The organism is Bacteroidota bacterium, from assembly GCA_016722565.1.
GTDB lineage: Bacteria > Bacteroidota > Bacteroidia > 2-12-FULL-35-15 > 2-12-FULL-35-15 > 2-12-FULL-35-15.
The window spans coordinates 193,170-219,507 of sequence record JADKIU010000002.1; the positions used below are offsets into that span (position 1 = coordinate 193,170).

The following is a 26,338-nucleotide window of genomic DNA, read 5'->3' on the forward strand; positions in this document are numbered from 1 at the left end:
ACGAAAATAGCAAAATTCACTTGAAGAAACAGCAAAAAAGTGATGAGCGGTTGGGTAAATGGATACAATTATTAAAACAGATATGAATTATAATAAAATAACACCATTGATTCTTAAAAAACTAAAGGAAATAGTTGGCGAAAACTATGTTTTAGTTGACACAGATAGTTTAAACAATTATGGACATGATGAGACGGAGTCGCTTGTTTTTTTACCCGAAGTGGTTGTGAAACCCAAAACCGCAAAAGAAATATCTGAAATACTAAGGCTTGCAAATATAGAATTAATACCAGTTACTGCTCGCGGAGCCGGTACCGGTTTGAGTGGGGGAGCTTTACCAATTTATGCAGGAATTATTTTGTCAATGGAACGATTCAACCAAATTTTGAAAATTGACGAACGTAATTTACAAGCAACTGTTGAGCCGGGAGTAATCAATGAAGTTTTTCAAAATGCTGTGAAGGAATTAGGTTTATTTTATCCGCCCGATCCTGCAAGTAAAGGCAGTTGCTTTTTAGGTGGCAATGTTGCAGAAAGTAGTGGAGGTCCTAAGTGTGTGAAATATGGAACAACAAAAGATTATATTTTGAATTTAGAAGTTGTATTGCCTACAGGAGAAATTATTGAAACAGGCGCCAATACGCTTAAAAATTCTACAGGATATAATTTAACACAATTGATGGTGGGGAGTGAAGGAACATTGTGTGTCGTAACAAAAATCATTGTGAAATTATTACCGCTTCCTAAATACGATTTATTAATGCTTGTTCCCTTTAAAAGTTTGGACGAAGCATGTGCAGCAGTGAGTGAAGTTTTTAGAGCCGGATTTACCCTAAGTGCCATGGAATTGATGGAACGTGATGCATTGGATTGGGTGAGCAAGTATGTGCAAAGTAATGTCGTAAAGTTAGAAGATGATATTCAAGCACATTTACTTATTGAAGTGGATGGAAATGATTTGGATGTATTGATGAAAGAAATGGAAGCCATTGCGGAATTAATGAATAAATATCACATTGCGGATATTCTTTTTGCTGAATCTGCTGCTCAAAAAAATGAATTGTGGCGGTTGAGACGTGGTATAAATGAAGCTGTTAAAAATAATGCAATCAGCAAAGAACAAGATACTGTGGTTCCAAGGGCTGAACTTCCCAAATTGGTGAAGGGAGTAAAAGAAGTAGGGGAGCGGTATCATTTTAAAACGGTTTGTTATGGTCATGCAGGAGATGGAAATCTTCATATTCGATTGATAAAAGGTGATTTAACCGATGAACAATGGAATGGTGACTACATTAAAAAAGCGATTGCTGAAATATTTACAATTTGTAAACAACTAGGAGGAACAATTAGTGGTGAACATGGAATCGGTTTGGTACAACAGGAATACATGCATCTTGTTTTTTCGGAAAAGGCATTAGAAATTCAACGAAATATTAAAAAAGTATTTGATCCGAATGGGATATTAAATCCTGGAAAAATGTTTGGATAGTTTCTCTATTCAATAGTTGGCAATGCAACTATTCTAAAAGAGAATGCATCCTGTACATGAACCCGAATTAAAATCTCCATCCTCATGAAAAGATTCTACCTTATAGTTTGTTTTATTTGCTTTTCTAAAATAATTCAAGCGCAATCTCCTTTAATTGATTATTCATTTTTGGCTGTGCCGCCTAACGTAGTTGTTTATAAAATTGTTGAACAAACGGATGGGAAAATTTTGGTAGGTGGAGGGTTTTTCAATTATGCAGGTTCTGGTAAACAAAATCTGGTTCGCCTTAATTATGATGGCACCGTTGACACAACCTTCAATATGGGAGGAGTAGGTCCAGACAATACCGTTCGTGACATTATTCTTATGAATGATGGACGAATTATTGTTTGCGGAAATTTTGTATCTTATAATAGTACAGGATGTTGTTTTGTTATAAGATTACTTCCTGATGGTTCAGTAGATAATACTTTTAATGTACCTCCAGGTGTAATTAATGGAGCTGTTTTAGCTATTGAATTGCACACTGGGGATAAGGTTATTGCGGCAGGTGAGTTTTTTACTTGTTATGGATCAAGTCAACCACACATAACCCAGTTCAATAGTGATGGGTCACTCGATACTACTTTTAATATTGGCACAGGCTTTAATTTAAATGTGTTCGATCTTCTTGTTCTCCCTGATTCTCGAATTCTTGTTGCAGGGAAATTTAATTCGTTTAATGGAACAACATGTGGAAATGTTGCACTGCTTTCGCCTAGCGGGCCTTATGATGTTTCTATGAATAATGCACCTGGTTTCTCGGGAATGGGAATAAGTACAGCTTATGATTTGGAACTTCAAGCAGATGGAAAAGTATTGGTAGCTGGTGATTTTAATTATCATAACGGACAATTAATTACAGGAATAGCAAGGTTAGATATTAATGGTTCTCGTGACTTGACTTTCACTCCACCATTATATCCTTATGCAATTGTAAAAGCGATTGCTGTGCAAACTGATAATCAAATCTTAGTGGGTGGAGAATTCACTTCATCAATGTATAATGTTGGTATTACAGGGCCAAATAGAATAGTCCGTTTAAATACAGATGGAACTATCGATAATACTTTTGCAGCAGGAATTGGAATGCCATCTCCTGCAGCATTTGTAAATGATATTACAATTGAATCTGATAATAAAGTTTTAGTTGGTGGACTCTTTGATAGTTTTGATTCTGAGACATTATATCAACAGATTATTCGACTGAATGAAAATGCAACTTCAATTTCAGAAACTATTGTATCCAATGAGCAATTTAGATTATATCCTAATCCATCTTCTGGTAATTTGTTTGTTGAAAATCCTTTTGTCGGAATAAAAGATGTATCGCTGATTGTGTATTCTGCTAATGGACAAAAATTGATTGAAAAAAATATATCCTTTGAAACAGGAGCATTCTATCTGTTTGAATCAAACCTGCAGTCGGGAATTTACATGCTGAGAATACAAGCAAAAGGAAAAGTTGCATCTAGAAAAATAATTGTAAAATAATAGATTCATAATTAATGAAAAAAGCCACCCTTTTTTAGGGTGGCTTTTTTCTGTTAGAAAAATATTATTTCTTCATTATCACTACTGAATCCTTCTTTACCATTTTATCTTTACAACAATCTTTTTTCATGCCTTCTTCATTCATTTCTTCTCCGTTGATAATGATTCGTTTTTCAATGCACATTTCTTCTGAACCACCTTCGCACTCATTCATCCCACTGCATGCTTTTTTGTGTTTTTTCTTTTTGTGACAATCATTGTCTTTTTTACAATGGCTTTCATGCTGTGCGGCCCCGCGTTTCATAAATTTCTTTGCCATAAAAATTGCTCCTCCTCCGAAAAGGTTCAAGAAGCCTACCAGAATAACAAAGTAAGAAACATACTTAAATAAATTTGAAAGGTTTTCTTTTTGAGTTTTTGCTAATAAAAACATACCCGCAACAATTACGAGTAAAGACATAGAGGCTGCAATTAAGATCATTTGTTTTATGTTTTAGTGAATAGTTACAATTGATTTTTCAAACGAATGTACAAAAATTAGTTGTCAATTTCCACCTCTTTCGAATCATAGCTTAAAATCCATGACGAATACGTTGGTGAAGTTTCATTGGATTGGTTTCTTGTCCTTTTTAAAACACTTTCATGTATGCATAGTTTGCCGTTTGTCTTCTCCTGCCAGTTTCTTTTTTCACGTCTAAATAATTTTCCAACAAATCCGATTTGCTCATTGTGCATCATTCCTTCAGGATTTTTTGCTGCTGCTAAAAAACGTTGATATTCGGGCGACTTTGAATAAATGAGTAATCCTTTGGATGTAGCTTCGTGCATCATCCATTTTAAAGTGATATTTGACAACTCCTCTTCTTTATAACCTCCGCCAACATCGGTGTGAACTCCACAAAACCAAACTTGCTTTAGTCTGTCTTTCGGTTGATCTTCTTTCAATTTATTCCATAAAACAGGATGAAAAGTTTTTCGTTCATCATCTATTGAGAGTGCATGGCGTGCATATTCAACACTATCACTCAATTCAAACGAATGAAACTTATGTGGAAACAATTTATCTAAAAGTGTGCTTATCCATTTGTTCGGTAAGCCTAGAGCTGCTACAGTATCAAAAACACCCAAAAATTTAATTTTGCACCACATGGTATGATGTTTTGCTATAAATTCTTTCGCTTTTTCTTCTCTTCGCTCTTTGTTGTGAATCTTGTATATGTCAAACGCTTCTTCTATAATGTCGGCTCTTGAAATGGGAAGAATGCCGAATAAATGGATGAACCCGGATAAGCTTCTTACGGTTGCAGCCCCGCGACTAAACCCAAACAGGTAGATATGATCGTCTGCTTGAAAATTTTCAAATAAAAAGCGGTAGCAGTCCAACATGTTTCTTGAAAACCCCCTTCCGCCAATCAGTCCTGCAACACCTTCCATGCCTGTCCCCAAACCTGCATCATAATAAGCAATTTGATTTTCCGTTCGGTCTTCAATCATGTTGAAGAGTTTGTAGATGTTTGTATTGTAGCTTTTGCCACCTTTTTGTCCGGTTCCGTCCGAAAAGATAATGATGTTTTTTCCCATGGCGATCTCCCTTTTATGGTGTTTTAGATAACTCGTTTAATTTCAATTTAGGAGTAAACATAAAATATATTTCTGACGAATCATTGGCATACTGATAAAATGTATTTGCAACCTGAACGAAATTTCTTTTTTCAGGGTATGCAGGCACTCCGAGCTCCATCATGCACCAATACTTAATTGTGATTTGATTCTGATTGAGTTCTCCAATCGAATAGGGTTTGATATGTTGCGGAAGTTTTGCTTCGACAGCATCTGAAATATAGATGACTGCTCCGCTCGTATTTCCGGAATATAGATTGTGAGAAAGATAAGAATCCCAAAGATTGAAAAAGTTAAACAAAGGCATTAAAATAAATAACGCGGCTACAATTTTTATGGAATGATAGTGCCACATATTTCTTATGTGCTGAAATGTTATCAGTTCGTTGTTGAAAAACAGTATAAAAGAAAAAGCCATCATTGCAATGTTCCATGGCCAAACAACAGGATTATAGTTGTGTCCCAATGGTCCTAATACAATTAATATAAAAACATGCATAAGGAAGAGCACACCAACGGCCGCTTTTTTTGTAGGTGATAGAAAAAGCGCAATTCCGGTTAACGTTTCGATAAGTGGGAACATGTTTCCCAGCCATTCAAAATGTTTAATAGCGCCTTCTTTCAGATGATTTGTAATAGGTTCCATTAACCATGGAAATGTATCTGTAATAAACTGAGGGTTTAATTTTTGAAGTCCACTCCAAAAATAAATAGCACCCAGCATCAATTGAAAAATAGTGATGATTGCCTGCTGTTTTTTTGTGTCATCACATCTGTAATTGAAAAATGAAACAATAAAAAACATTAAAAAGTATTGGTAAAACCATGGTTGCCATCGATTCTGATCTAAAATGGCTAAGAGTGTCGCGCAAATTAAAAAAACAAAAATCGGCTTTTGTGGATTTCTGAAAAGCACAATTGCAATGAGCGACAAAAGTGTGAGGCAAAACAAAATAATATCAAAAGGGTGATTTATTGGTGGAAGAAAGTCGAAAACCGGACTTAAAGGAAAGTTGCGTTCACCCAGCCAAAGCTTATACGACAATAGCATACTTGCGATGCAAGCAAGTGCGATTATGCGTGTAATGATTCTGATTTGTGAACAAGACCGATCATTCATAAGTTGTTTGTTTTTATAAAAACCAATATTGCTATCCTATTTCAGTCGTCCAGCTTTGTAATAATATTTTTTATAATAGTCTTCATCTAAGTCGTCTATCATAACACCTTTCTTTGTGGTAGCATGAACAAATTTGTTGTTTTGTAAATACACGCCAATGTGCGAAATTTTATTTCCATCAATTTTGAAAAATACCAAGTCGCCTTCTTCTAAATTACTTTTTGAAATCACTTTGCATTGATCGAAAATCGATGCTGAGGAGCCTGAAATGGACTTACCGTAAATTGTTGAGTAAAGTGTTGCTGTAAAGTTGGAGCAATCGATTCCGTTTTTGTTTTTGCCTCCGTATTTGTATGGAACACCATACCATTCGTCTATAAAGGAGTAGAGTTTGATGTTCTCAATTTTGCCTTCACTCACATTGAGAAGTGTAGCGTATTTTTCTGTTATTTTTTTTGATTTGGTAGAGGAGGAGGAGGTATGCGATGAAGTTGCATCTTTACCGGAACGACATGCACCTATCGAAACTGCAAATAGTAAAAGCAGCGGAAGAGCATATTTAAAGGATAAATGATTATTCGGGCGCATCGCAACGTTTTCCCAAATGTACTTTGTAAAAAAGGGGATTAAACGATGAAGAATGAAAGGTTATTAAGTCACTCTTGTTAATAAGCGACTTATTTGAACTCCAGTTTTATCGGTAAGTTCATGGTTGTAGATACCTTTTTACCGTTTTGAACAACTGGTTTCCATTTCGGCATCATTTTTACAACCCGAAGTGCTTCATTGTCCAATACCGTATTAATTCCCTTTAGAATTTTAGGATTTTTCACCGTTCCGTCTTCCCCAACGGTAAATTGGACATATATTTTATTGGATGCAGGAGGATTGGCTTTATACAACGCCTTATCGTAATTGAAATTTTTCGCTAAAAATTTTCGTAACGAATCTTGTCCACCTGGAAATTCGGGCATCATCTCCGTGATAAGAGGTTTTTCTTGCATCGAGATGGAGTCTGTAACTACTTTTTCAATGACTGCACCAATAGTCACTTCTGATTTTAATCCTTCTGCATCTTGACTTACACTTTGTGGTTCATAACCACTAACACCTCCATAATTTGCATCTTCATCAGCGCTTTCTTTTGTTACAACTTTGTCTTTTGCTTTTCCTTCTGATCTGTATTTCCCAACCTTTTCTGATTTTTTTGCCAATTCAACGGGTTCAATATTTTTTGATTTGCGACTATCCGTTGTGCTGGCAGGCTGTTGTTTTTGGTCAGGTATTACGACAGTTGTGGTTGTTGTTGTGGTTGGTGTTGAAAATGTATTGCTGGTAGTAACCACCGTTTTTTGTTCCAAATTTTTTGAATCGTCCAATTGTGCATTTTTTTCGCGTTCAGGGGCATTTGCTTTTGGTAGTGCAATGGACTCTACTGCATCGTCTCTCTTGTTATTAGAAATGGTAACATCATACACGCCTGATGCGCTGCCAACACTTTCAACAGGCGCCACTCCGTTTCCGTTTTGATTCACTTTGTTGGTTTGATTGAACTGTTCTTCTTCAGCTAAAGCCACTTCGCTATCCATTATTTTGGCTGGAGTTGATTTACTGATTTCTGATGAAGATATGCCTGTTCCTGGTGCCGATTCATCCGAAGCTCCAGTGCTATTCTGTTCAGCTTCAAAAGAGGGTGGTGGTGGCGGGGGAGCTGGACTTTCTTCTTTTAGCTCTGCCAAATCACTCATGGATGCCTCTTTTAAATTAATTTTATTAAAAAAGAAAACACCAACAACCAGTAGCGCAATAGCAGCCGCAATAGAAAATACCATTTTGTAATTAAAAGAAACTACAACTGCTTCTTTTTTTGATGTGCCGGCAATGCGTAAATTGATAAGTCCCTTGATATGTGATATGCGAGTTCTGTCTTTTGTGATTTCCAATCCTTCTAAAGCATCAGCACATAATTCACAATCAAGCAAATGTTTTTCAATCACATGTCTTTCCTTTTGACTCAATTTATCATCGATGTAGTCAAATAACTGTTGTTCCGAAAGACAATCGGATTGTGAATGGATGGTATGTTTTAAGTTGTTATTCATTATTTTTTTGCACTCTTATTTTCAATGCAAATTTTTAAATTTCGTTTTCCGTTTTGAATGTAGCTTTTTACATTATTCATACTAAAGCTGGTTAGTTCCGTAACTTCTTGATAACTCTTTTCCTGTAAAAAAAACAATTCAACACATAATTTCTGCTCTTGATTTAAACCTTTAATGCATTCTTCCATGAAGGTTAATTGCATTTCTTTTGTGTTTTCGATTGTAAGATGCAGTTCAGTATCCGATTCCATAAACGATGCCAAATCTTTTTGCATTTCTTTTGTACGCTTTAGTTTGGATGCGCCTGAACGAAGCTGCATCAGGCAGAAATTCTTGCAAACCATATGAAGCCAGGCTTTAAATTGCTGCACCTCATGTTTTTTTAAATCAATTAAAAGTTTCTCGAAAATTTGCATGCATGCATCTTGAGCCTCATCTTCATCTTTAAGGTATTTCATGCATACACCAAATATTAGGTGTGTATATCTGCGGTGTAATTCTCCTACATAAATATTGTTTCCGGTTTGCTTGAATTCAGCAACCAGTTGCAAATCGTCAAGTTTATTTAATTGAGAAGCCTGCATATAGCGTAATTACAAAAATAGGCATTTTATAATTTGTTATGGAATTTTTATTTCTGTTGCATCTTCCTTTCGAATTATAAATGAAATACGTTAAATCTTTAATATCATAATAGTATGAAAACACTAAAATCAACGATTCTTGCAACCGCATTTATAACATTGCTGGCAAGTCATCATTCAGCTGTAGCAAATGGATCTACAGAGAAAAACATCAAATCAAAAATTGAAAATGTAACTGTTTTTACACAAGGTGCACAGATTTATCGAAGCTCTTTGGTAAATATTAATTCGGGAATAACAACATTGGTTTTTGAAGGATTAGAATCAACCATTGATGCAAGAAGTATTCAAGCAAGTGGGTTCGGAAACTTTGTGATTATGGATGTACAACATAGTATCAAGTATCCTGAACCAAAAGAAATCGATGTAACAAAGAATCCAAAAAATTTAAAGCAAATAAAAATGTTGCAAGATTCAATTGTGATGATTGATTTCGATTTAGAAGAAATAGCTACTAAACAAGCAGCTTTAAATATCGAAAAAACCACCTTGTTGAATAATCGAATAATAAAAGGGGAGACAAAAAAAGACACTTTAAATCTGGTGAAAGATGCACTCGCTTTTTTAAGAGAAAAATTAAATAATATTAATTCAGAATTGTTAAAATTAAAAAAGGAAGAGTATCGGGTGAATGTGAAGAAAAAACGAATGCAGTCTGATTTATTAGCATTGCAAACGTATAATGCAAATACCGGAGACGTTGTCATGGACGTTACTAATTATCGAGTTATTATCACCGTTTCTGCGGACGTTGCAACAAACGGAACGATGAACATCAATTATATGTTGCAAAATGCAGGCTGGACACCCTCTTACGATTTACGTGCAAAAGGTGCTGGAGGAAATATGCAATTGACATATAAAGCACAAGTGTATCAGAATACAGGAATCGATTGGAATGACGTTAAACTAACCCTTTCAACTGCAAGTCCGAATCAAAGTAATGTAAAACCTGTTTTAAATACGTGGTGGTTGAATTATTATAATCCGTATGCATACGATTACAAAAGAAAACGTTCGGAAGGACAAAATGAGGATTTATCAAAGGTGGCTTCCGGTTCATATGCACCAACTTCAGTTAATGCAGAAGTAGATGCAATGACTGCGGCAGATTTTACGGTTGCCGAGGAAAATATCACAACCGTTGAGTACGATATCAAATTGGCATATAATATTCCATGTGATGGTAAAACACATTTTGTTGCGGTTCAAACCAAAGAAATTCCTGCAAATTATATTCATTTTGCTGCTCCCAAAATCGATAAAGATGCCTTTTTGGTTGCGAAAATTACAAATTGGGATGAATTAAATCTGGCTGCAGGAAGTGCAAATATCTATTTTGACGGAACGTTTGTTGGTGAATCGTATATCGATCCAACGAACTTGTCAGACACCCTCGATTTGACATTGGGTAGAGATAAAAATATGGTGGTTACGAGAGTGAAACAAAAGGATAAAACGAAAGAAAAATTGATTGGTGAAGATAAAGTGAAAACAGTAACCTATGAAATCACGATTCGAAACACCAAATCTTCTGTATCGGTTTTCAATTTGCAAGATCAAATTCCGGTTTCTCAAACAAAAGAGATTGTTGTAACCTTGGCAGAATCATCTGGAGGAGAGTTGGATGAGACGAGTGGAATTGTAAACTGGAAGTTTAATTTAAAGCCTAAAGAAACAAAAAAGGTAATCATTTCTTATACTGTTAAGTTTCCGAAAGATAAAGCCTTAGCTGGTTTGTAAAAGGTAAATCCGACATACTTAAAAATGCCCCGAAAGTTCTTGAATTCAGGAATTTTTTGGGCATTTTTACTTTTTACTTTTTGCTACGTCTAAATTGTGATTTTTATCACGACAAAAAGGTGGATTTTTAATCAAAAAATCGTATATTTGCACTTTAGCGAAAAAAGATGGCTTATAATTTGATTTGAGCCAAAGTATAAAAATGAGAAAACTACTCTTCATATTTGTTTCGATGGTACTTTTGTCCTCTTGGATGATGGTTCCTGCTGACCAATCTGAAGAGGCGAATGCTAAAATCAAAGCGATTTACATCTATAATTTCACAAAATACATCGAGTGGCCAGGAGCCTACAAAGAAGGTAATTTTGTTGTTGGGGTATTGGGCACAAGCATCCCTTTGGTGAATGAACTCAATAAAATGGCGACTTCCAAGACTGTTGGAACTCAAAAATTTGAGATAAAAACGGTGTCAACTCCTGCCGAGTGTGCAAAATGTCATATTATTTATATACTTTCTGATAACTCTTCGCAGCTTCCTGACGTATTAGGGAAGGTGAAGGGTAAGAGTGCTTTGATTGTAACCGATAAATCCGGTTTGGCAACGAAAGGTTCAGCCATCAACTTTTTTGTTGACGGGAATAAGCAGAAGATAGAATTGAATCGATCAAACATTGAAAAATACAAGCTTAAAGTGGCGTCTACACTCGTGGAGATGTCGGTACAGGTCAAATAAATTTATTTTTTATATATTTACACATTAATGTTGAAAATTAAAAGAACAATTATTTTAGGATTTCTGCTTTTACTGGCAGCAATTTCTAATGCTCAGCAGTCGCGAGTGACTGCTGCGTATACGTTCTTGCAACAAAATCAACTAGATAGCGCAAAAGCAAATATTGATGCAGCTGTGGTTCATCCTGAAACACAAGAAGATGGACAAGCATGGTACATTCGTGGATTTGTTTATAAAACCATTTATAACCAAAAAGAAAAAGGGAACAAGGAATCGACTGCCAGAATTGAAGCGTTGGTGTCGTTTAAAAAGTCGCTTTCGATAGATACCACCAGAGAAAATGTTCAGGAGAATATCAAGAATATTAAGTATTTGGCTACAACGTTATACAATGATGCAGCTGCTAGTTTAGATACAATTGACTACAAAATTGCAGTTAGAAATTTTGATATTTTTAGAGAATATTATTTACTTGTTGATCCTTCTGTTTCAAATTTCAAACAAAAAGAAATTGATTTTGCCAATGCCATTGCTACGGTTTATACACGAATTTATGAAGGTGACCGAAAAGGGAAAGTTGATTTCTTAAATCTTGCTAAAGCAGCTTATAACCGAGCATTGTCATTTGATCCGAACAACATCAATGCGAATTACAATATGGGTATTTTATACTATAACCAAGCTGTTAATTTAATTAATCAATCCGATTATGATTTGGATATCGTAGCCTTAAATGATGTTCAGGATAATTCAATTAACTTATTTAAAGCCTCTCTTCCTTTTATGGAAAAAGCATACTCTCTTGATCCAAACAGGAAAGAAACATTGTTGGGTTTATCGGGGATCTATTTTAGTTTAAATGAAAAAGAGAAATCGAATGAGTTTAAACAAAAATTAGAGCAAATAGGAAAGTAATCGTACGATAAACCAATACCCATCATTATTTTATGAAGTTAAGATTTACAATTGGCAGAAAGATCGGATTAGGCTTTGGCGTAATCATTCTTTTGGTAATTGTAGCATTTTGGCTGACCAATGTTACACTAAATGACAGTCGTAAAAAAACGGATCAGGTAACGGAAATTTATAATCCTTCCGTTGCTTCCCTTAAAGAATTAAACTACCTTTTAATTCGTTCTAAGTTCTTAATCACAAAGTGGTTTTATGTTCAAACCGGTGACGATGCTATTGATAAAAAGAAATTGCGTGTTTTAATCAATGAAGAGTATCCTGCTTTAAAAACAAAAATTAAAAAATATTCGCTAAACTGGGGTAAAGACGAGCAAGAAAGTATTGAAGGAATTCTTGCACTTGTTGAGCAAATGTTTAAAAGCTACGATGAGGATGTAATGCAAACCTTGAATTCATTTGAAACGTATAATGACTTAAATATCAAGTTTTTAGCGCAAATTCCGTTCGAAGATTTAGATTCAAAGTTTAAAGTAATCAATGAAAATTTAAGTATTTTAATTGATAAACAGAATGCAAACGCATCCACTAATTCGGATGAAATGTTGCAGTCGTTTTCTTCCTTACAGCGGATTGTAATTTGGTTGTTTTTTATTCTTCCCTTTGGTGCAATTCTGATTGCAATTTTCACAGTTAGAACCATTGTACGACCAATTCATCAGTTGAAAAAAATATTGGTGATGATGGGTAGAGGAGTGTTACCTACCGAACGAATTAAAGACAGAAATGACGAAATCGGGGAGATGTCACTCGCCTTGAACGACCTTATTGATGGGATGGGACGAACAACCGAGTTTGCCAAACAAGTCGGTTCCGGTAACTTTGATTCCCACTATCGTGCATTAAGTAAAGACGATACGTTAGGTGCTGCCTTGTTAAAAATGCGTGAAGATTTGCGTGAAAATGAACGTGTATTGGAAGCGAAAGTGATTGAACGTACCGAACAAGTTGTTCGTCAAAAAGAAGAAATTGAAACACAAAACCAAGAGTTAGAGGTTTTATACAAACATGTTACAGATAGTATTAAATATGCCAAACGTATTCAAGAGGCTATTTTACCTCCTGAAAGTTTAGTGAAACGGGTGCTGCCCAACTCATTCGTTCTTTATAAACCAAAAGATATTGTATCCGGTGATTTTTATTGGTTCGATGAAAAAAACGGGAAGTCCCTTTATGCTGCAGTTGATTGTACAGGTCATGGTGTTCCCGGTGCTTTCATGTCGATTGTTGGATATAACCTCTTGAAACATGTTGTGAATAGTAACGATAGTACAACTCCATCTGAAATTCTTGATCGATTGAATGAAGGTGTGAGCGAAACTTTGCATCATGGACACGAAGAGTCGCAAGCAAAAGATGGAATGGATATTTCATTTTGTACCGTTGATTTTAAAACCCTTGAATTACAATATGCAGGAGCGTATAACCCTTTATATTTGATTCGTGATGGCCAATTAATTCAAACCAAAGCAGACAAATTTCCAATCGGATTGTTTTTGGGTGAAGAAAAGAAAAAATTTAAAAATCATACGATTCAATTACAAAAAGGAGATTCTGTTTTTATTTTCTCTGATGGTTATGCGGATCAATTTGGTGGGCCGAATGGAAAAAAATTCATGGCAAACCACTTCCGTGATTTATTGATGCAAGTGCACAATGAACCCATTGAGCTTCAAAAAGAGATTTTAAACAAGACCATTGAAGAATGGAGAGGACCTCTTGATCAAGTGGATGATATTCTCGTTATCGGACTTAAAATTCCTTACTAAAATTCGGTTTACCTCTGCATTTTTATCTTTTGTCGACTAAAAGTGTATTTTAATCAAAAAATGCTTATTTTTATTCCGTAGAATACTAAAGCAAGAAATGATTAAAAAGCTACTCTTTTTTACCCTGTTTACTTCTTTTATTTCAACTTCAAAAATTATTGAGGCCCAAGGCAGCGATTTTCAATGCACTCCCACTGATTTAGGGTTATTGCCTTTCGCAACGCCTCCATGCTCTTCAAGTTCAGGTATTGCTTACAGTTCTCCGGTTACTCAAACAGGAACAACCATTGGTGCCACCAACGATTCTTTGAGTGGATATTTAATGTCGTGCTACTCAGGAGCTCCTTTACGTGATGTATGGTATTCTTTCAATGCATCCGAAACACATGTAGAAATACAGGTTCAGGGCTTAACTGTTACACCCTTGCAAGATTCATATGTTGCCATTTATGAAGCGCTTACCGGAGAATGTGTTGGTTTGATTCCTCGTGAATGTTCCATTGGATCGGGTTCCGGCTTGCATACAATGGAATTTGGACCGCTTACATTGGGGGTAAAATACTATTTGCAAATAGCAAGTGGTTTAGCTACCGGTGATGGAAATTTTGCCTTATCAATTAAAAGCAAAAGTATCTGTGCCGATTGCTCAAAAAAATCTGTATTAAATACCTATCCTCTCCCTGTAAATGCAGCATATCCTCCGGATACAACGGTCGGTTTTTGTTATTCAGTGATAGGTTACAATGGCTTATTTGGAAATGGATTTCATGGAATGGTGCCTTTGTTAGGAAGTGGTTGGGATGCATCAACCTTAACCGTTTACGATGCAGCTGATTCGGCTGATTTTGCAGGGCAATGGAAATGGTTCAATAATTTGGATATAGGAAGTGATACCGTTAGCGGTTTCTTTTATGATATTGGAGGGGATAACAATCCAACAAATAATTTAGGTGACCATGGAACTTTCGCAACCATTTGGACATTTTGTTTTACTGTAAGAACCCAAACTGCTGCTAATTGTGCGATGGGTTTAAATGATTTAAGCATTCGATTTTTAAATTATGCTGATGGCGAATCTGGTTCATTGGTTTCTACCTTTGATTGTTCGGGCGATGAAGATTATGTTTTTGATGCACATATGGAATGTTGTCCAAAACCTTTTGGCGTTGCCGGATTAGCTGCAGGATGTAACAGTACCCCTGATGGCTCAATCATTGCTTATGCAGGTTTTTCTATTTTGGACACGATTATTTTTGTATAATAGTGATGGTAATTTAGTAGCAACCTATACTTCACCTGCTTTTTCAACTGCTCCTTATACATTTACCGGTTTATTTGAAGGCAATTATTATTTATATTTTAATGAAAATACTGCGGGAGCTTGTATGACGGGATATAATGTGTATGTGCCGGGGCCTGTGATTTATGATATCCAACAAACTGTTTTTGGTTGTCCTTCTGCAACAACTTGTTCGAATGCAGCTGAGGTTATTATTGAAAGTGGAGGTATCGCCAGTATTACATGGAGTAACGGAGAAACAGGTTTGATTGCGGATTCGTTATGCACCGGTTGGAATTATGTAACCATTGTAGACACTGGAACAGTAGCATGTGTTATCGTGGATTCTGTTTACATTATGAATCTCCCGAATGCAAGTCCATTCTTTGATTATGGTCAATTCAATTATTGTACAGCCGATTCATTTGCACTGGTTACAGATTTCCCTGCCGCTGGCGGTGGAACATTTACAATGATGACACAGCCGGCCGGAATGACCGCTGCAGATGTTGATCCGATTACCGGTGTTGTTGATATTTCCGGAGCTACTTTTGCCGGTTATGTGATTATTCGATATACATCAGCACCTCCTTGTAGTAATATTTTTCAAGATACACTGTATGTTGATGTGAGTCCACCGGCACCTCTTGCTTCCTTGTTTCCTAGTCAGAATATATGCGTAGGTGAGGTTGTATCTCCCTATACGAACTCTTCTGTTTATGATGTTTACTGGTATAATGATACTGCATTATCCTCCAATATCAATGTGCAATTACCCGGCACTACCTACGATTATTTTTCAGGTGCACCCATAACAGTTCCCGGTTCTTATCCTTTCTTTGTCCTTAATCATGGACTAACAGGAAGTTGTAAAAGTGCGCCTTTACCATTGATGATAACAGTAGCTCCTTATCCTACAGTAGATGCGGGAGCACCTATTACTGTTTGTCCGGGGTTTGGGGTGAATCTAAATTTAGCAACAACTGGAACGTCTTTCTTGTGGTCACCCTCTTCCGGTTTGAGTAATCCAACTGCATCAAATCCGATTGTTACCGTTACAAGTACAACCTTATATACCGTTGTTGTTACAGATGCTTCTGGTTGTTCGGCTTCTGATACAGTAACTGTGAATGTTGATCCAAACGGGCAATGTGATATTGTTTATTATTCTGGATTCACTCCTCACGGAGACGGAATAAATGATTATTGGCACATTGATGGTATCTCCATCGATCCGAAAAATGAAGTGTATATCTTCAATCGTTGGGGTGATAAGGTATGGCAAACAGTAGGCTATGATAATGCTTCCAACCGATGGGATGGTAAAGCAAGTAGAGGAAGAAATATTGTACCGGATGGAACTTATTTTTTCATCATTAAATTCCAAGATAGAAACATCAATGGATATATTGAATTAACGAAATAAAAAAAGAATTTTTAATTAGAAGATTATGAAAAAAATTATTTTACTCCTCGTATTTGTTTGTGTAAGTGCATTTTCTTTTGCGCAAGCACCTCCACAGGGAATCAACTATCAAGCAGTAGCGCGTGATAACTCGGGTGCTGCCTTGATAAGTACTCCATTAACGGTGCAATTCAGTATTCATGATCTAACTGCATCAGGTACAATTGTCTACCAGGAAACACAAGCTGTTACAACGAATATCTATGGTTTGTTCACTGCGAAAATAGGGATGGGGACCCCCGTGATAGGAACTTTTTCTACAGTAAACTGGGGAAGTGGGGATAAATACTTAGAAGTAGGTGTAAATGACGGAAGTGGAATGGTATCAATGGGAGCTAGTCAAATGATGAGTGTTCCTTATGCTTTGTATTCATTAGTTTCAGCGAATGGTCCAACCGGAGCAACAGGTCCAACATCAACGATTCCTGGTCCAACAGGTCCAACCGGTGCAACCGGAGAAACCGGACCTACGGGAGCTGCTTCTACAGCAGTAGGTCCAACAGGTCCTATCGGTCCTACCGGAGCTGGTGCAACCGGAGCAACGGGTGCCGATGGTCCTACGGGTCCAACTGGAATTGCAGGTGCAACCGGTGCAACAGGTGCAACGGGTGTGGGTGCAACAGGTGCAACTGGAGTAGCTGGTCCGACCGGAGCAACTGGTGCGAATGGAGCAACCGGTGCCGTTGGTGTTACAGGAGCTACAGGAGCTACGGGTTCAACAGGACCTGTAGGCGATCAATATGCAACAACATCTGTTACTTCGATGACTATTTCAACTGGAACAGTAACCTTTACATGTGCCGATTTAGGACTAGCTTATTCTATCGGTCAAACTGTAATTATTGCCAATTCTGCTGCTAATCAAATGGTTGGAACAATAACTGCATTTAATCCTTTAACTGGAATAATGACTGTGAATGTGACCAGTATTTTAGGAACAGGAAGTTTTACCTCTTGGTCAGTAAACTTAAACGGTGCTCCCGGTCCGGCTGGACCAGCAGGGCCAACAGGTGCAACCGGATTAGCAGGAGCAGCAGGAAGTGTTGGTCCAACAGGAGCAACAGGTGCAACCGGAGTTGGAACAACAGGTGCAACAGGCGCAACCGGAGCTACTGGAACTGCAGGAACTGCAGGAGCCGTTGGTGCAACTGGCGCAACTGGTGCTACTGGGGCGACAGGAGCCACTGGGTTAGCCGGGGCTGTCGGAGCAACAGGATCTGTTGGTGCAACTGGTGCTACAGGAGCAACTGGCATCTTAGCAAATGGAGCTGCAGCTGGTAATACACCTTATTGGAATGGTTCTTCTTGGGTTGTTAACAGCAGCAATATCTTTAATAATGGGGGGAATGTGGGTATCGGAACAACAAGTCCGGCTCAGTTATTTACATTATCACAAGCAACAACAACTCCTTTCCGATTAGAAAGATCCAATGCGACTGCATTCGATTGGGAAATTGTAGCCGATAACTTAGGATTTCATGTGAATGGAGGAGCAGATGGAACAGGTGGTAGTTTGTTTTCTTACTTCAATGTGGATGGATTCGGAAAAGTAGGAGTAGGAACAAATACACCAGTAGCTTCGGCATTGCTTGAAATGGTGTCAACCAATAAAGGGATTTTGATTCCGCGTATGACGACCGCACAAAGAACGGCTATTGCTGCACCTGCAACAGGGTTATTAGTTTATGACAATACACTTAATCAGTTTTATTTTTATAATGGTTCAGCTTGGACAGGACTTTCTTCTGCAACAGCAGTAACAGCAGTAACGGCTTCCGCTCCGATTACGAGTTCAGGAGGAACGACTCCCGTTATTGCATTATCAAATTCAGGAGTAACTGCCGGAACGTATGGAAGTGCATCACAGATTCCAACCTTTACAGTAGATGTATTCGGTCGTTTAACTTCAGCCGGAACGGCAGCAATTGCAGGTTTGTTGCCAGCAGGATTAACGGGCCAAACCTTGTATAACAATGCTGGAATCTGGACCGCAACCAATAATTTGTATAACAATGGAACAAATGTGGGAGTTGGAACAACTGCTCCAACGCAAATTTTCAAGTAAATAGTAATTCAGGTCCAACTTCAATGAGCATAACCTCACCAGCCGCATCAAATTCTCAATTGATGTTGGGTACTCCGGCTTTTCCAAATATGGGTGTTATAAGATATACGAACTCATCAAACACAATGGATTTTTGGACAAACAATACTTCAAGAATGTTCATAGATGGAACTGGTTTGGTAGGGATTGGAGCCCCTTCAACCGGAGCGGGATTATTAGTGTCAGGTTCTGCAGCTTGGGCTTCTTCAATTGGAATTCAGAATTCAGGTGGAGGAACAGAGTGGAGGATATTGTCTGATACAGATGCAGGATTAAAATTTGTGAAGGCATCCGGAGCCACTTTTACTGCTTTAGAAATGAATGGAACTACTGGTGCTGTCACAATTAACAATTTAGCACCAGGAGGTATAGTTACTGCAAATGCTGCTGGAACTTTAACCACATCAGCAGGTTTACCAGCTTCTGTTGGAACAGGTATTACGAATTATACAGCACGTTGGATTACAGCATCAACATTGGGTACTGGTGCATTAACGGATAATGGAACTAAAATCGGTGTTGGTATTGGTGCAACGGCTCCTAATTACGATATCACATTGGCTTGGGGTAATCCTTATATTGGTCCAAATCCTCCTTCTGCAGCGAATTCGGGTAGTGATTTGACAATAAAAGGTGGGGATGGATTGGGATCTAATCGCGCTGCGGGTAGATTGTTTTTAAGAGGCGGTGCTTCTACAGGAACTGGTGGCGGTGCTGGTGCATCTGCTATTAGCTTTCAAACTTCTCCAGGAGGAGCTTCCGGTTCTGTATTAAATCCATTAATGACAATTGCAACATTTACTGATGACGGAAAATTTACAGTTAGTTCAAACTTTTCCGGTTCTAGTAATTATCATATGTGGTCAGAAACAACAACTGAGCAATTTGCTTTGGTTGGTGAAAATAATTCAGGTGCTGCCACTTCTATTAACTATGGTGTTTATGGTAAAACGAACGGAGCCGGTGGTGCAACGAATTATGGTATTTACGGAACAGCAAATGGTGCTACCACTAACTGGGCAGGCTTTTTTGAGCAAGGAAATGTTTTTATTCAAAATAGATTAGGCATAGGAACAACCACTTTTACACCGACAGGTATTTTACATGTTAAGGGCTCCAACTGGAATGCAAATTCAGTATTAATAGAAGGCGACAATACTTCAGCCGGAGCTACAATCAGATTTTCAGCTGGTAGTAATGTTTATGATATTATTGGTAGTACTGGAACAGGTGCTTCTATGGGAGCTGGAGCATTTGGAATTTGGGACAATACAAGTGCTGCTTATCGATTTACAATCACACCTACAGGAAATGTAGGTATTGGTGTTACTGCTCCAACACAAAAATTGGATGTATCGGGTAATATAACAATACCTGCTGCAAATGATTACATGTACGGTGCGGCTAAAACAGATTATTACGGGGTTGCAGCGGCCGGATTTGATTTGGTTTCAAGTTCTGGTACTGCAATCACAACAGGTGGTTTTTCAACCGGAAATTCCAAATGGATAATTGGTGGAACAATCGGAGCAAATTCGATTATGGTGGCACCAATAAATTTGCCAAATGGTGCTGTTGTTACATTGATTGAAGCAACTGTTTGGGATTCAGATGCTGCTTATGAAGTTTCGGTTGACTTCGTGAGAGCGACCTATGGTGCAACTGCGGTAACTGCATTGGCAACTACAACAACTTCGGGTGTTGCTTATTCTGGCGGACTCGCTAATCTAACTGCGAGTCCAGCTGTTATAATTGATAACGCTTCCTATAATTATTTCCTAAGATTTAATACGAAGGAAGCAAATATAAATTTAAGAATTGTGAATGTTAAAATTACATATACCGTTACTAGTGCCGATTAATAGTGTTAAACCCATTTTGAAGTATACCATGAAAAAAATTATTTTTGTAATAATCATTGTGCTTAACTGCTTAATTGGTCATGCGCAATCACCCCCAGAAGGAATTAATTATCAAGCAGTCGCTCGAGATAATTCCGGAAATGCCTTGATAAGTGCTCCATTAACGGTTCAATTCAGTATTCGTGATGGCTCAACATTAGGAACAATTGTTTATCAAGAAACACATTCTGTTACAACGAATATTTATGGTTTGTTTACTGCCAAAATAGGAATGGGGACTCCTGTTTCAGGCACCTTTTCCTCAATCAATTGGGGGAGTGGAGATAAATATTTGGAGGTTGGCGTAAACGATGGAAGTGGTTTGGTTTCAATGGGCGCAAGTCAAATGATGAGCGTTCCTTATGCTTTGTATTCAAAATATGCCTTGAATGGTCCTACAGGAGCAACCGGTCCAACTTCGACCGTTCCTGGGCCAACAGGAGCAACCGGCCCAACGGGTGCAGGATTAACCGGTGCAACCGGTGCTGACGGTCCAACCGGTCCCGCTGGTCCAACGGGTGCAGGTTTAACAGGTGCTACTGGTGCAACCGGTGTTGATGGACCTACTGGTCCTGCAGGTCCAGCTGGTGCTACTGGTTCTGTGGGTGCAACGGGAAGTGTTGGTGCTGTAGGTGCAACCGGAGTAACAGGTGCAACCGGATTAGGAACAACAGGTGCGACAGGTGCAACAGGAACTGCCGGAGCAGCTGGTGCTACAGGCCCAACTGGATTAACCGGTCCAACAGGATTAACGGGTGTAACAGGAGCTACAGGATTAACTGGTGTAACAGGAGCTACAGGCGCTACTGGTATTGCAGGCGCTACAGGCAGTACAGGTGCAACCGGCTCAAACGGAGCAACTGGAGCTGTCGGAGCAACTGGAGCAACTGGTATAGCAGGAGCAACTGGAGCAACAGGATCTACGGGTGTTTTAGCATCAGGTACTGCTGCAGGAAATACCACTTATTGGAATGGTTCAATTTGGGTATTAAACAGTAGTAATATTTTTAATAACGGTGCCAATATTGGAATCGGAACATCTGCACCTGCATGGAAATTGGATGTTGTTGGAGAATTAAATATTTCTTCCGGAAGCTTCTTTCGTATCAATGGGGCTAAAATTTTAGGTGTTGGTGGTGGAACTTCCTTATATGTTGGTGATCAAGCTGGAAATTTAAATACCGCAGCAGGTAATATATTTGTCGGCTATCAAGCTGGTGTGACCAACACAGCCGCATCTGCTCAAACATTTGTTGGATATCAATCCGGACAATCGAATACAACAGGTGCCTCTAATACTTATTTGGGATATCAATCCGGTAACTTAGGAACAACAGGTGGTTCAAATACAAGTGTGGGGTATAATTCCGGACAAGTAAACGTAAGTGGAAATAACAATACTACTTTGGGGTATCAAGCCGGATCAACGAATACAGGAAGCAGCAATACGTATATTGGTTCGAATGCAAGTGGTACAGCAACTTTAACAAATGCCACAGCTATCGGTGCGAATTCAAGTGTAACAAGTTCCAATAGTATGGTATTAGGGTCAACCGGTATTAATGTGGGTATAGGAACTACTACTCCGAATACCTCTTCTGTTTTAGATTTAACATCTACCACCAGAGGAATCTTGGTTCCTCGCATGACAGCCGCCCAAATGAATGCGATTGCAACTCCTGCAACCGGATTGGTAATCTATCAAACAGGAACGAATGATTTCTTTTTTTACAATGGTACAGCATGGGTAGCCGTTGGTGGAGGCGCTTCACCTAGTTGGAGTTTAACCGGAAATGCAGGAACAACTGCTGCTAATTTTATCGGAACAACCGATAACGTTGTTTTGAACTTTAAAGTAAATAATTTACCTGCCGGAAAAATCGATCATACTAATGGAAATGCCTTTTTTGGAAATTCAGCTGGGCAAAGTAATACAACTGGAACCTTGGAATACTTTTCTTGGTAGCAATGCAGGATCTAGTAATACTACCGGTTTTAATAATACCTATATCGGTAGAGATGCTGGTGCAGTTGGTGCTGTAGGTTTCGCAAATGTTTTTATCGGTTATTTTTCCGGTGTTAGTAACACAGCAAATTACAACACATTTGTAGGTGAACAGTCGGGTAGTAGCCATACATCGGGTACTTATAGTGCTTTTTTTGGTCGTAATGCCGGTTTGGATAATTCTACAGGAAGCAATAATACCTTTATTGGAGGAGAATCAGGTTTAAATAATACAACAGGTGCAGGTAATACCGCTTTGGGTTATAACTCCGGTTTTGCAACTGGTGCCTTAACCAACGCTACAGCCATCGGTGCTAATGCTGTAGTAAATACAAGCAACTCAATTGTTTTGGGTAACGCTGCGAATGTGGGTATCGGAACATCTGCTCCTACAAGTTTATTACATGTTGAAGGAAATACTTACATTAATGGAACAGCCTCTATCGGTGGAACAACGGGTTTAGCAGCAACTTTGAAAGTTTTTAGTGGATTTGGTGCAGGTACTGCTTACTTCTTTGATTCTGGTGGTGCTTCTAGTTTGTCTGTTTTGTCGGGTGGTGATGTTACCATTGGTAATTCAACCAGTGTAAGTAAATTGTTTATTCAAGATAATGATGCAAACACAACTGGAGCAACTGGATCTTTTGTGAGTGTGCAGAACTTATCGAATACGACCAATACTACTGCAGGTATTCGATTTAGAACAGGTGGTTTAACTGGAATCAATGGAGATTTCCATTATAAGGGCGCTATCTATTTTCAAGACAATGGTTCTACAAACGGAGAAGGAAATATGATTTTTGCAGTAAATAATGTGGCAAGCAGTGCAAATGTGACAACAGCAAATGCTGTAATGACAATCACCAATACTGCTAGAATTGGTATCGGTACTACTGCTCCTCTTTATCAAATAGAGTTAAGTACAAACTCTGCTGGTAAGCCAACTAGTAATACCTGGACAATCACATCCGATGAACGCTTAAAGAACATAGAAGGAAATTACACCAAAGGATTGAATGAAATACTTTTGCTTCAGCCAATAACCTATCATTATAAAAATGTTGGAGACAGAACATTTGATGAGGCCGTTTTAAAAGAACAAGCCTATGGTTTTAGTGCTCAAGAAGTAAGAAAAATATTCCCAGAAGCAGTTAAAACTGGGGAAGATGGTTATTTGAATTTCGATATTCATCCAATTCTAATTGCCTATGTGAATGCCATTAAGGAACAACAAGAAATGATTAAGAAACAACAAGAGCAGATAGAGTTATTGATTAAAAAAGTTGGCACTCTTGAAGAAACGAACAAAAGTCAGAAATAAAAAATAAAAATTTAATGTATCATAAATTAAAAATAATATGAAAATAAAAAAAGTATTATTTGTTGCTACTATTTTATTGGCAGCAAACTCAATAAAGGGTCAATCAACAATTGTATCAAATACTTTAAGTGGTGCGACATCTACAAGCACCATAGAGTATTTAGGGTCAAGCAATTCATATGATGTATTGTTTAAATCCAGTGGTGCTGAAAGAATGCGAATAGTTTCAACAGGTAACATTGGAATAGGTACAACTCTGCCTCAAAGAAAATTAGTTGTTAGTAATTCAGCCGAAGGAATGGAGTTACAACCTTTTACTGGTTATAATCAAATGATATCATATAATAGAAGTACATTAGCATATATTCCCCTTGTTCTGCAGGATGCATCTGGCGGAAATGTCGGAATTGGTGTGACAGCTCCCTTACAGAAACTGGATGTTAATGGAGATATTAATATTCCTACAAACAAAGGATTCCGAATCAATAACTCTACAATTCTTTATAATTCTGGGTTTCGTAACATTTTTTTAGGAGGAAATATTGTATATGCTGGAGCTGGTTATGACAATAATTCTTTTGTAGGATTTAACTCTGGTGGTGCTGTTAGTAATAGTGTATGTATTGGAGCATATTCTGGTTCAGGTATGACTTCGGGGACTGCAACAGGAAACACATTTGTTGGTTTTCAAACTTGTATATCAGGATTAGCAGGAAATGACAATGTGTTGGTAGGAAAAAATTCAGGTTACTGGGGTTGTGGTGGTAATAATGTTTGTGTTGGTTCGTCTTCTGGGGCAGGAGGAATTGGGAGTAACAATACATATATTGGGTATGGAGCAGGTCCGAATGTGCCAGCAACCTTAAATACATCATGTGCTATAGGTTATAATTCATTTGTTGGTGCAAGTAATTGTATGGCACTTGGAGGAACTGGTGCTAACGCAGTGAATGTTGGAATAGGAGTATCCGCTCCTGCTTATACTTTACAAGTAAATGGTACTGCTGGTAAACCTGGGTCAGGAACGTGGACTGTTGTTTCTGATAAACGATTAAAAAAAGACATATCTGACTTTAAAGATGGCTTAGATGTTTTAAAAAAAATAAATCCAGTTTGGTTTAGCTACAATGGTCAGGCAGGAATAACTGCAAAAGAAAAATTTGTTGGAGTTATCGCACAAGAAATTCAAAAAGTTGCTCCATATACAGTTGGTGCTTTTACATATCAGGATTCTTTAGGAAATAAAACAAACTATTTATCATATGATCCTAATGCTTTAATTTATATAATGGTAAACTCAATTAATGAACAACAAAATTTAATTGAAGATAAAGATAAAAAAATTGAAGAACTAGAGAATCGTCTTGATAAACAGGATGCTGAAATGAATGAAATGAAAAATACGATTAGAGATATTGCTTCCTCTATGGATGAGTGTTGCAAAATTTCACAGCAGGCCGTTTTAATTGATGGTAAAAATGAAACTCCATACTTGGAACAAAATAATCCGAATCCGTTTTCTGAAACAACTGTTATTAAATATTATTTACCGTTTAATGTTGGGACTTCAATAGTTTCTTTAAAGGATATAAATGGTGTAGAATTGAAAAGATTTACAATTGTTGAAAAAGGAAAAGGGCAAATTGTTTTGACAAACGGAACATTAAAATCTGGAACATATATATATGATTTGATTATTGAAGATAAAGTGATCGACTCTAAAAAGATGGTAGTCGTAAAATAAGTTTCATAAAAAAAATATGATGAAAAATAAAGTATTCATAGGTGGTTTTTTGTTTTTTTTGCTATTTTCTTTTTCTAGTAAAGCGCAATTCGATACCATCTCACAACAAGTTATTGGATCGGCTGGAGGAACTGCAGCTGTTGGAGTTTTTTCTTGGGGAACTTTAGATTATACAGTAGGAGAAACTGTTATTTGGACATACGATACAGCAACAACTCCCTTTACCGTGAAAGTGCTTACACAAGGTTTTCAGCAACCAAATACAGCAAACAGTTCATTAGATGTGAATGTATCTTCTACGGATGCAACGTGTATTGGCGGGAACAACGGAAGTGCCATCTTAAATCTATTGTCTGCAACCGGACCTGTTTCGTATTATTGGTTAGCTCCGCTGAATGACAGCACCCCACTTCAAACGAATTTGGCTCCCGGAACCTATTATTTCCATATGGACGATGGTAATTTTACAATTGACGATTCGGTTGTGATTGGCGAAACACAAGTAGATTGTGCCGACTCGCTTGGTTTTTATACCGGTATTACCCCTAATGGCGATGGATTTAATGATACTTGGATTATTGAAGGGATAGAATTAGTAAAAGATAATGTGGTATCCATTTATAATCGATGGGGAGATTTAGTTTGGAAAGCAAAAGATTACGATAACATTACCGATGGTAAAGTATGGAAAGGTACCAATTCAAGAGGAGAATTATTACCGGATGCAACCTATTTTTATTTGATTGAAGTCAGCGGAAAAACCGAAAAAGGCTGGGTAGAATTAACACATTAGAACA

General features: G+C 37.7%; 20 protein-coding genes. 14 read left to right on the forward strand and 6 right to left on the reverse strand.

Annotated features, from left to right (window positions below; all coding sequences use genetic code 11):
* Window positions 1-82: 82 nt before the first annotated feature.
* Together IPP64_06200 and IPP64_06205 are read left to right on the forward strand one after the other, a co-directional pair.
* Window positions 83-1,489, forward strand: a complete 1,407-nt coding sequence (locus IPP64_06200) for an FAD-binding protein (protein ID MBL0329000.1) — start codon at window positions 83-85, stop codon at window positions 1,487-1,489.
* An 84-nt stretch (window positions 1,490-1,573) separates the two neighbouring features.
* Window positions 1,574-3,022 carry a T9SS type A sorting domain-containing protein gene (locus tag IPP64_06205; GenBank protein MBL0329001.1) on the forward strand — a complete coding sequence of 483 codons (1,449 nt, stop codon included), beginning with the start codon at window positions 1,574-1,576 and terminating at the stop codon, window positions 3,020-3,022.
* Between the two features lie 64 nt (window positions 3,023-3,086).
* Here IPP64_06205 and IPP64_06210 read toward each other — a convergent pair whose 3' ends face one another.
* From IPP64_06210 to IPP64_06235, 6 genes are all read right to left on the reverse strand, one after another.
* On the reverse strand, window positions 3,087-3,482 hold the full coding sequence (locus IPP64_06210; protein ID MBL0329002.1) for a hypothetical protein: 396 nt from the start codon (window positions 3,480-3,482) through the stop codon (window positions 3,087-3,089).
* A 77-nt stretch (window positions 3,483-3,559) separates the two neighbouring features.
* A complete protein-coding gene (locus IPP64_06215) occupies window positions 3,560-4,603 on the reverse strand; it encodes a DUF2235 domain-containing protein (GenBank protein MBL0329003.1) in 1,044 nt (347 codons plus the stop codon).
* A 13-nt stretch (window positions 4,604-4,616) separates the two neighbouring features.
* Window positions 4,617-5,762 (reverse strand): hypothetical protein, encoded by a 1,146-nt coding sequence (locus tag IPP64_06220; protein MBL0329004.1) that lies wholly within the window; start codon window positions 5,760-5,762, stop codon window positions 4,617-4,619.
* 36 nt (window positions 5,763-5,798) lie between these two features.
* Window positions 5,799-6,350, reverse strand: a complete 552-nt coding sequence (locus IPP64_06225; GenBank protein ID MBL0329005.1) for a C40 family peptidase — start codon at window positions 6,348-6,350, stop codon at window positions 5,799-5,801.
* An 89-nt stretch (window positions 6,351-6,439) separates the two neighbouring features.
* Window positions 6,440-7,864, reverse strand: coding sequence for an energy transducer TonB (locus tag IPP64_06230; protein MBL0329006.1), 1,425 nt, complete (start codon window positions 7,862-7,864; stop codon window positions 6,440-6,442).
* Entirely contained in the window at window positions 7,864-8,448 is a 585-nt protein-coding gene (locus IPP64_06235) for a sigma-70 family RNA polymerase sigma factor (protein MBL0329007.1), read from the reverse strand. The genes IPP64_06230 and IPP64_06235 overlap by 1 nt, the downstream gene beginning before the upstream one ends.
* A gap of 114 nt (window positions 8,449-8,562) precedes the next feature.
* Between IPP64_06235 and IPP64_06240 the strand changes: the two genes are divergently transcribed.
* The 12 genes from IPP64_06240 (at window position 8,563) to IPP64_06295 (ending at window position 26,334) form a co-directional block, all read left to right on the forward strand.
* On the forward strand, window positions 8,563-10,251 hold the full coding sequence (locus tag IPP64_06240) for a DUF4139 domain-containing protein (GenBank protein MBL0329008.1): 1,689 nt from the start codon (window positions 8,563-8,565) through the stop codon (window positions 10,249-10,251).
* 202 nt (window positions 10,252-10,453) lie between these two features.
* The gene (locus IPP64_06245; protein MBL0329009.1) at window positions 10,454-10,984 is read left to right on the forward strand and encodes a YfiR family protein; all 531 of its coding nucleotides are present in this window, start codon (window positions 10,454-10,456) and stop codon (window positions 10,982-10,984) included.
* A gap of 27 nt (window positions 10,985-11,011) precedes the next feature.
* Window positions 11,012-11,899, forward strand: coding sequence for a tetratricopeptide repeat protein (locus IPP64_06250; protein MBL0329010.1), 888 nt, complete (start codon window positions 11,012-11,014; stop codon window positions 11,897-11,899).
* 32 nt (window positions 11,900-11,931) lie between these two features.
* On the forward strand, window positions 11,932-13,722 hold the full coding sequence (locus tag IPP64_06255) for a SpoIIE family protein phosphatase (protein MBL0329011.1): 1,791 nt from the start codon (window positions 11,932-11,934) through the stop codon (window positions 13,720-13,722).
* 97 nt (window positions 13,723-13,819) lie between these two features.
* Window positions 13,820-14,983: a hypothetical protein gene (locus IPP64_06260; GenBank protein MBL0329012.1), complete on the forward strand. Its 1,164-nt coding sequence runs from the start codon at window positions 13,820-13,822 to the stop codon at window positions 14,981-14,983.
* On the forward strand, window positions 14,943-16,427 hold the full coding sequence (locus tag IPP64_06265) for a gliding motility-associated C-terminal domain-containing protein (protein MBL0329013.1): 1,485 nt from the start codon (window positions 14,943-14,945) through the stop codon (window positions 16,425-16,427). Before IPP64_06260 ends, IPP64_06265 begins: the two co-directional genes overlap by 41 nt.
* A gap of 25 nt (window positions 16,428-16,452) precedes the next feature.
* Entirely contained in the window at window positions 16,453-18,531 is a 2,079-nt protein-coding gene (locus IPP64_06270) for a collagen-like protein (GenBank protein ID MBL0329014.1), read from the forward strand.
* Between the two features lie 23 nt (window positions 18,532-18,554).
* Window positions 18,555-20,432 carry a hypothetical protein gene (locus IPP64_06275; protein ID MBL0329015.1) on the forward strand — a complete coding sequence of 626 codons (1,878 nt, stop codon included), beginning with the start codon at window positions 18,555-18,557 and terminating at the stop codon, window positions 20,430-20,432.
* The gene (locus tag IPP64_06280) at window positions 20,395-22,437 is read left to right on the forward strand and encodes a hypothetical protein (GenBank protein MBL0329016.1); all 2,043 of its coding nucleotides are present in this window, start codon (window positions 20,395-20,397) and stop codon (window positions 22,435-22,437) included. The genes IPP64_06275 and IPP64_06280 overlap by 38 nt, the downstream gene beginning before the upstream one ends.
* Window positions 22,370-23,797, forward strand: a complete 1,428-nt coding sequence (locus tag IPP64_06285; protein MBL0329017.1) for a tail fiber domain-containing protein — start codon at window positions 22,370-22,372, stop codon at window positions 23,795-23,797. The genes IPP64_06280 and IPP64_06285 overlap by 68 nt, the downstream gene beginning before the upstream one ends.
* Before the next feature lie 37 nt (window positions 23,798-23,834).
* Window positions 23,835-25,541, forward strand: coding sequence for a tail fiber domain-containing protein (locus tag IPP64_06290; GenBank protein MBL0329018.1), 1,707 nt, complete (start codon window positions 23,835-23,837; stop codon window positions 25,539-25,541).
* 19 nt (window positions 25,542-25,560) lie between these two features.
* On the forward strand, window positions 25,561-26,334 hold the full coding sequence (locus IPP64_06295) for a gliding motility-associated C-terminal domain-containing protein (GenBank protein MBL0329019.1): 774 nt from the start codon (window positions 25,561-25,563) through the stop codon (window positions 26,332-26,334).
* Window positions 26,335-26,338 lie beyond the last annotated feature (4 nt).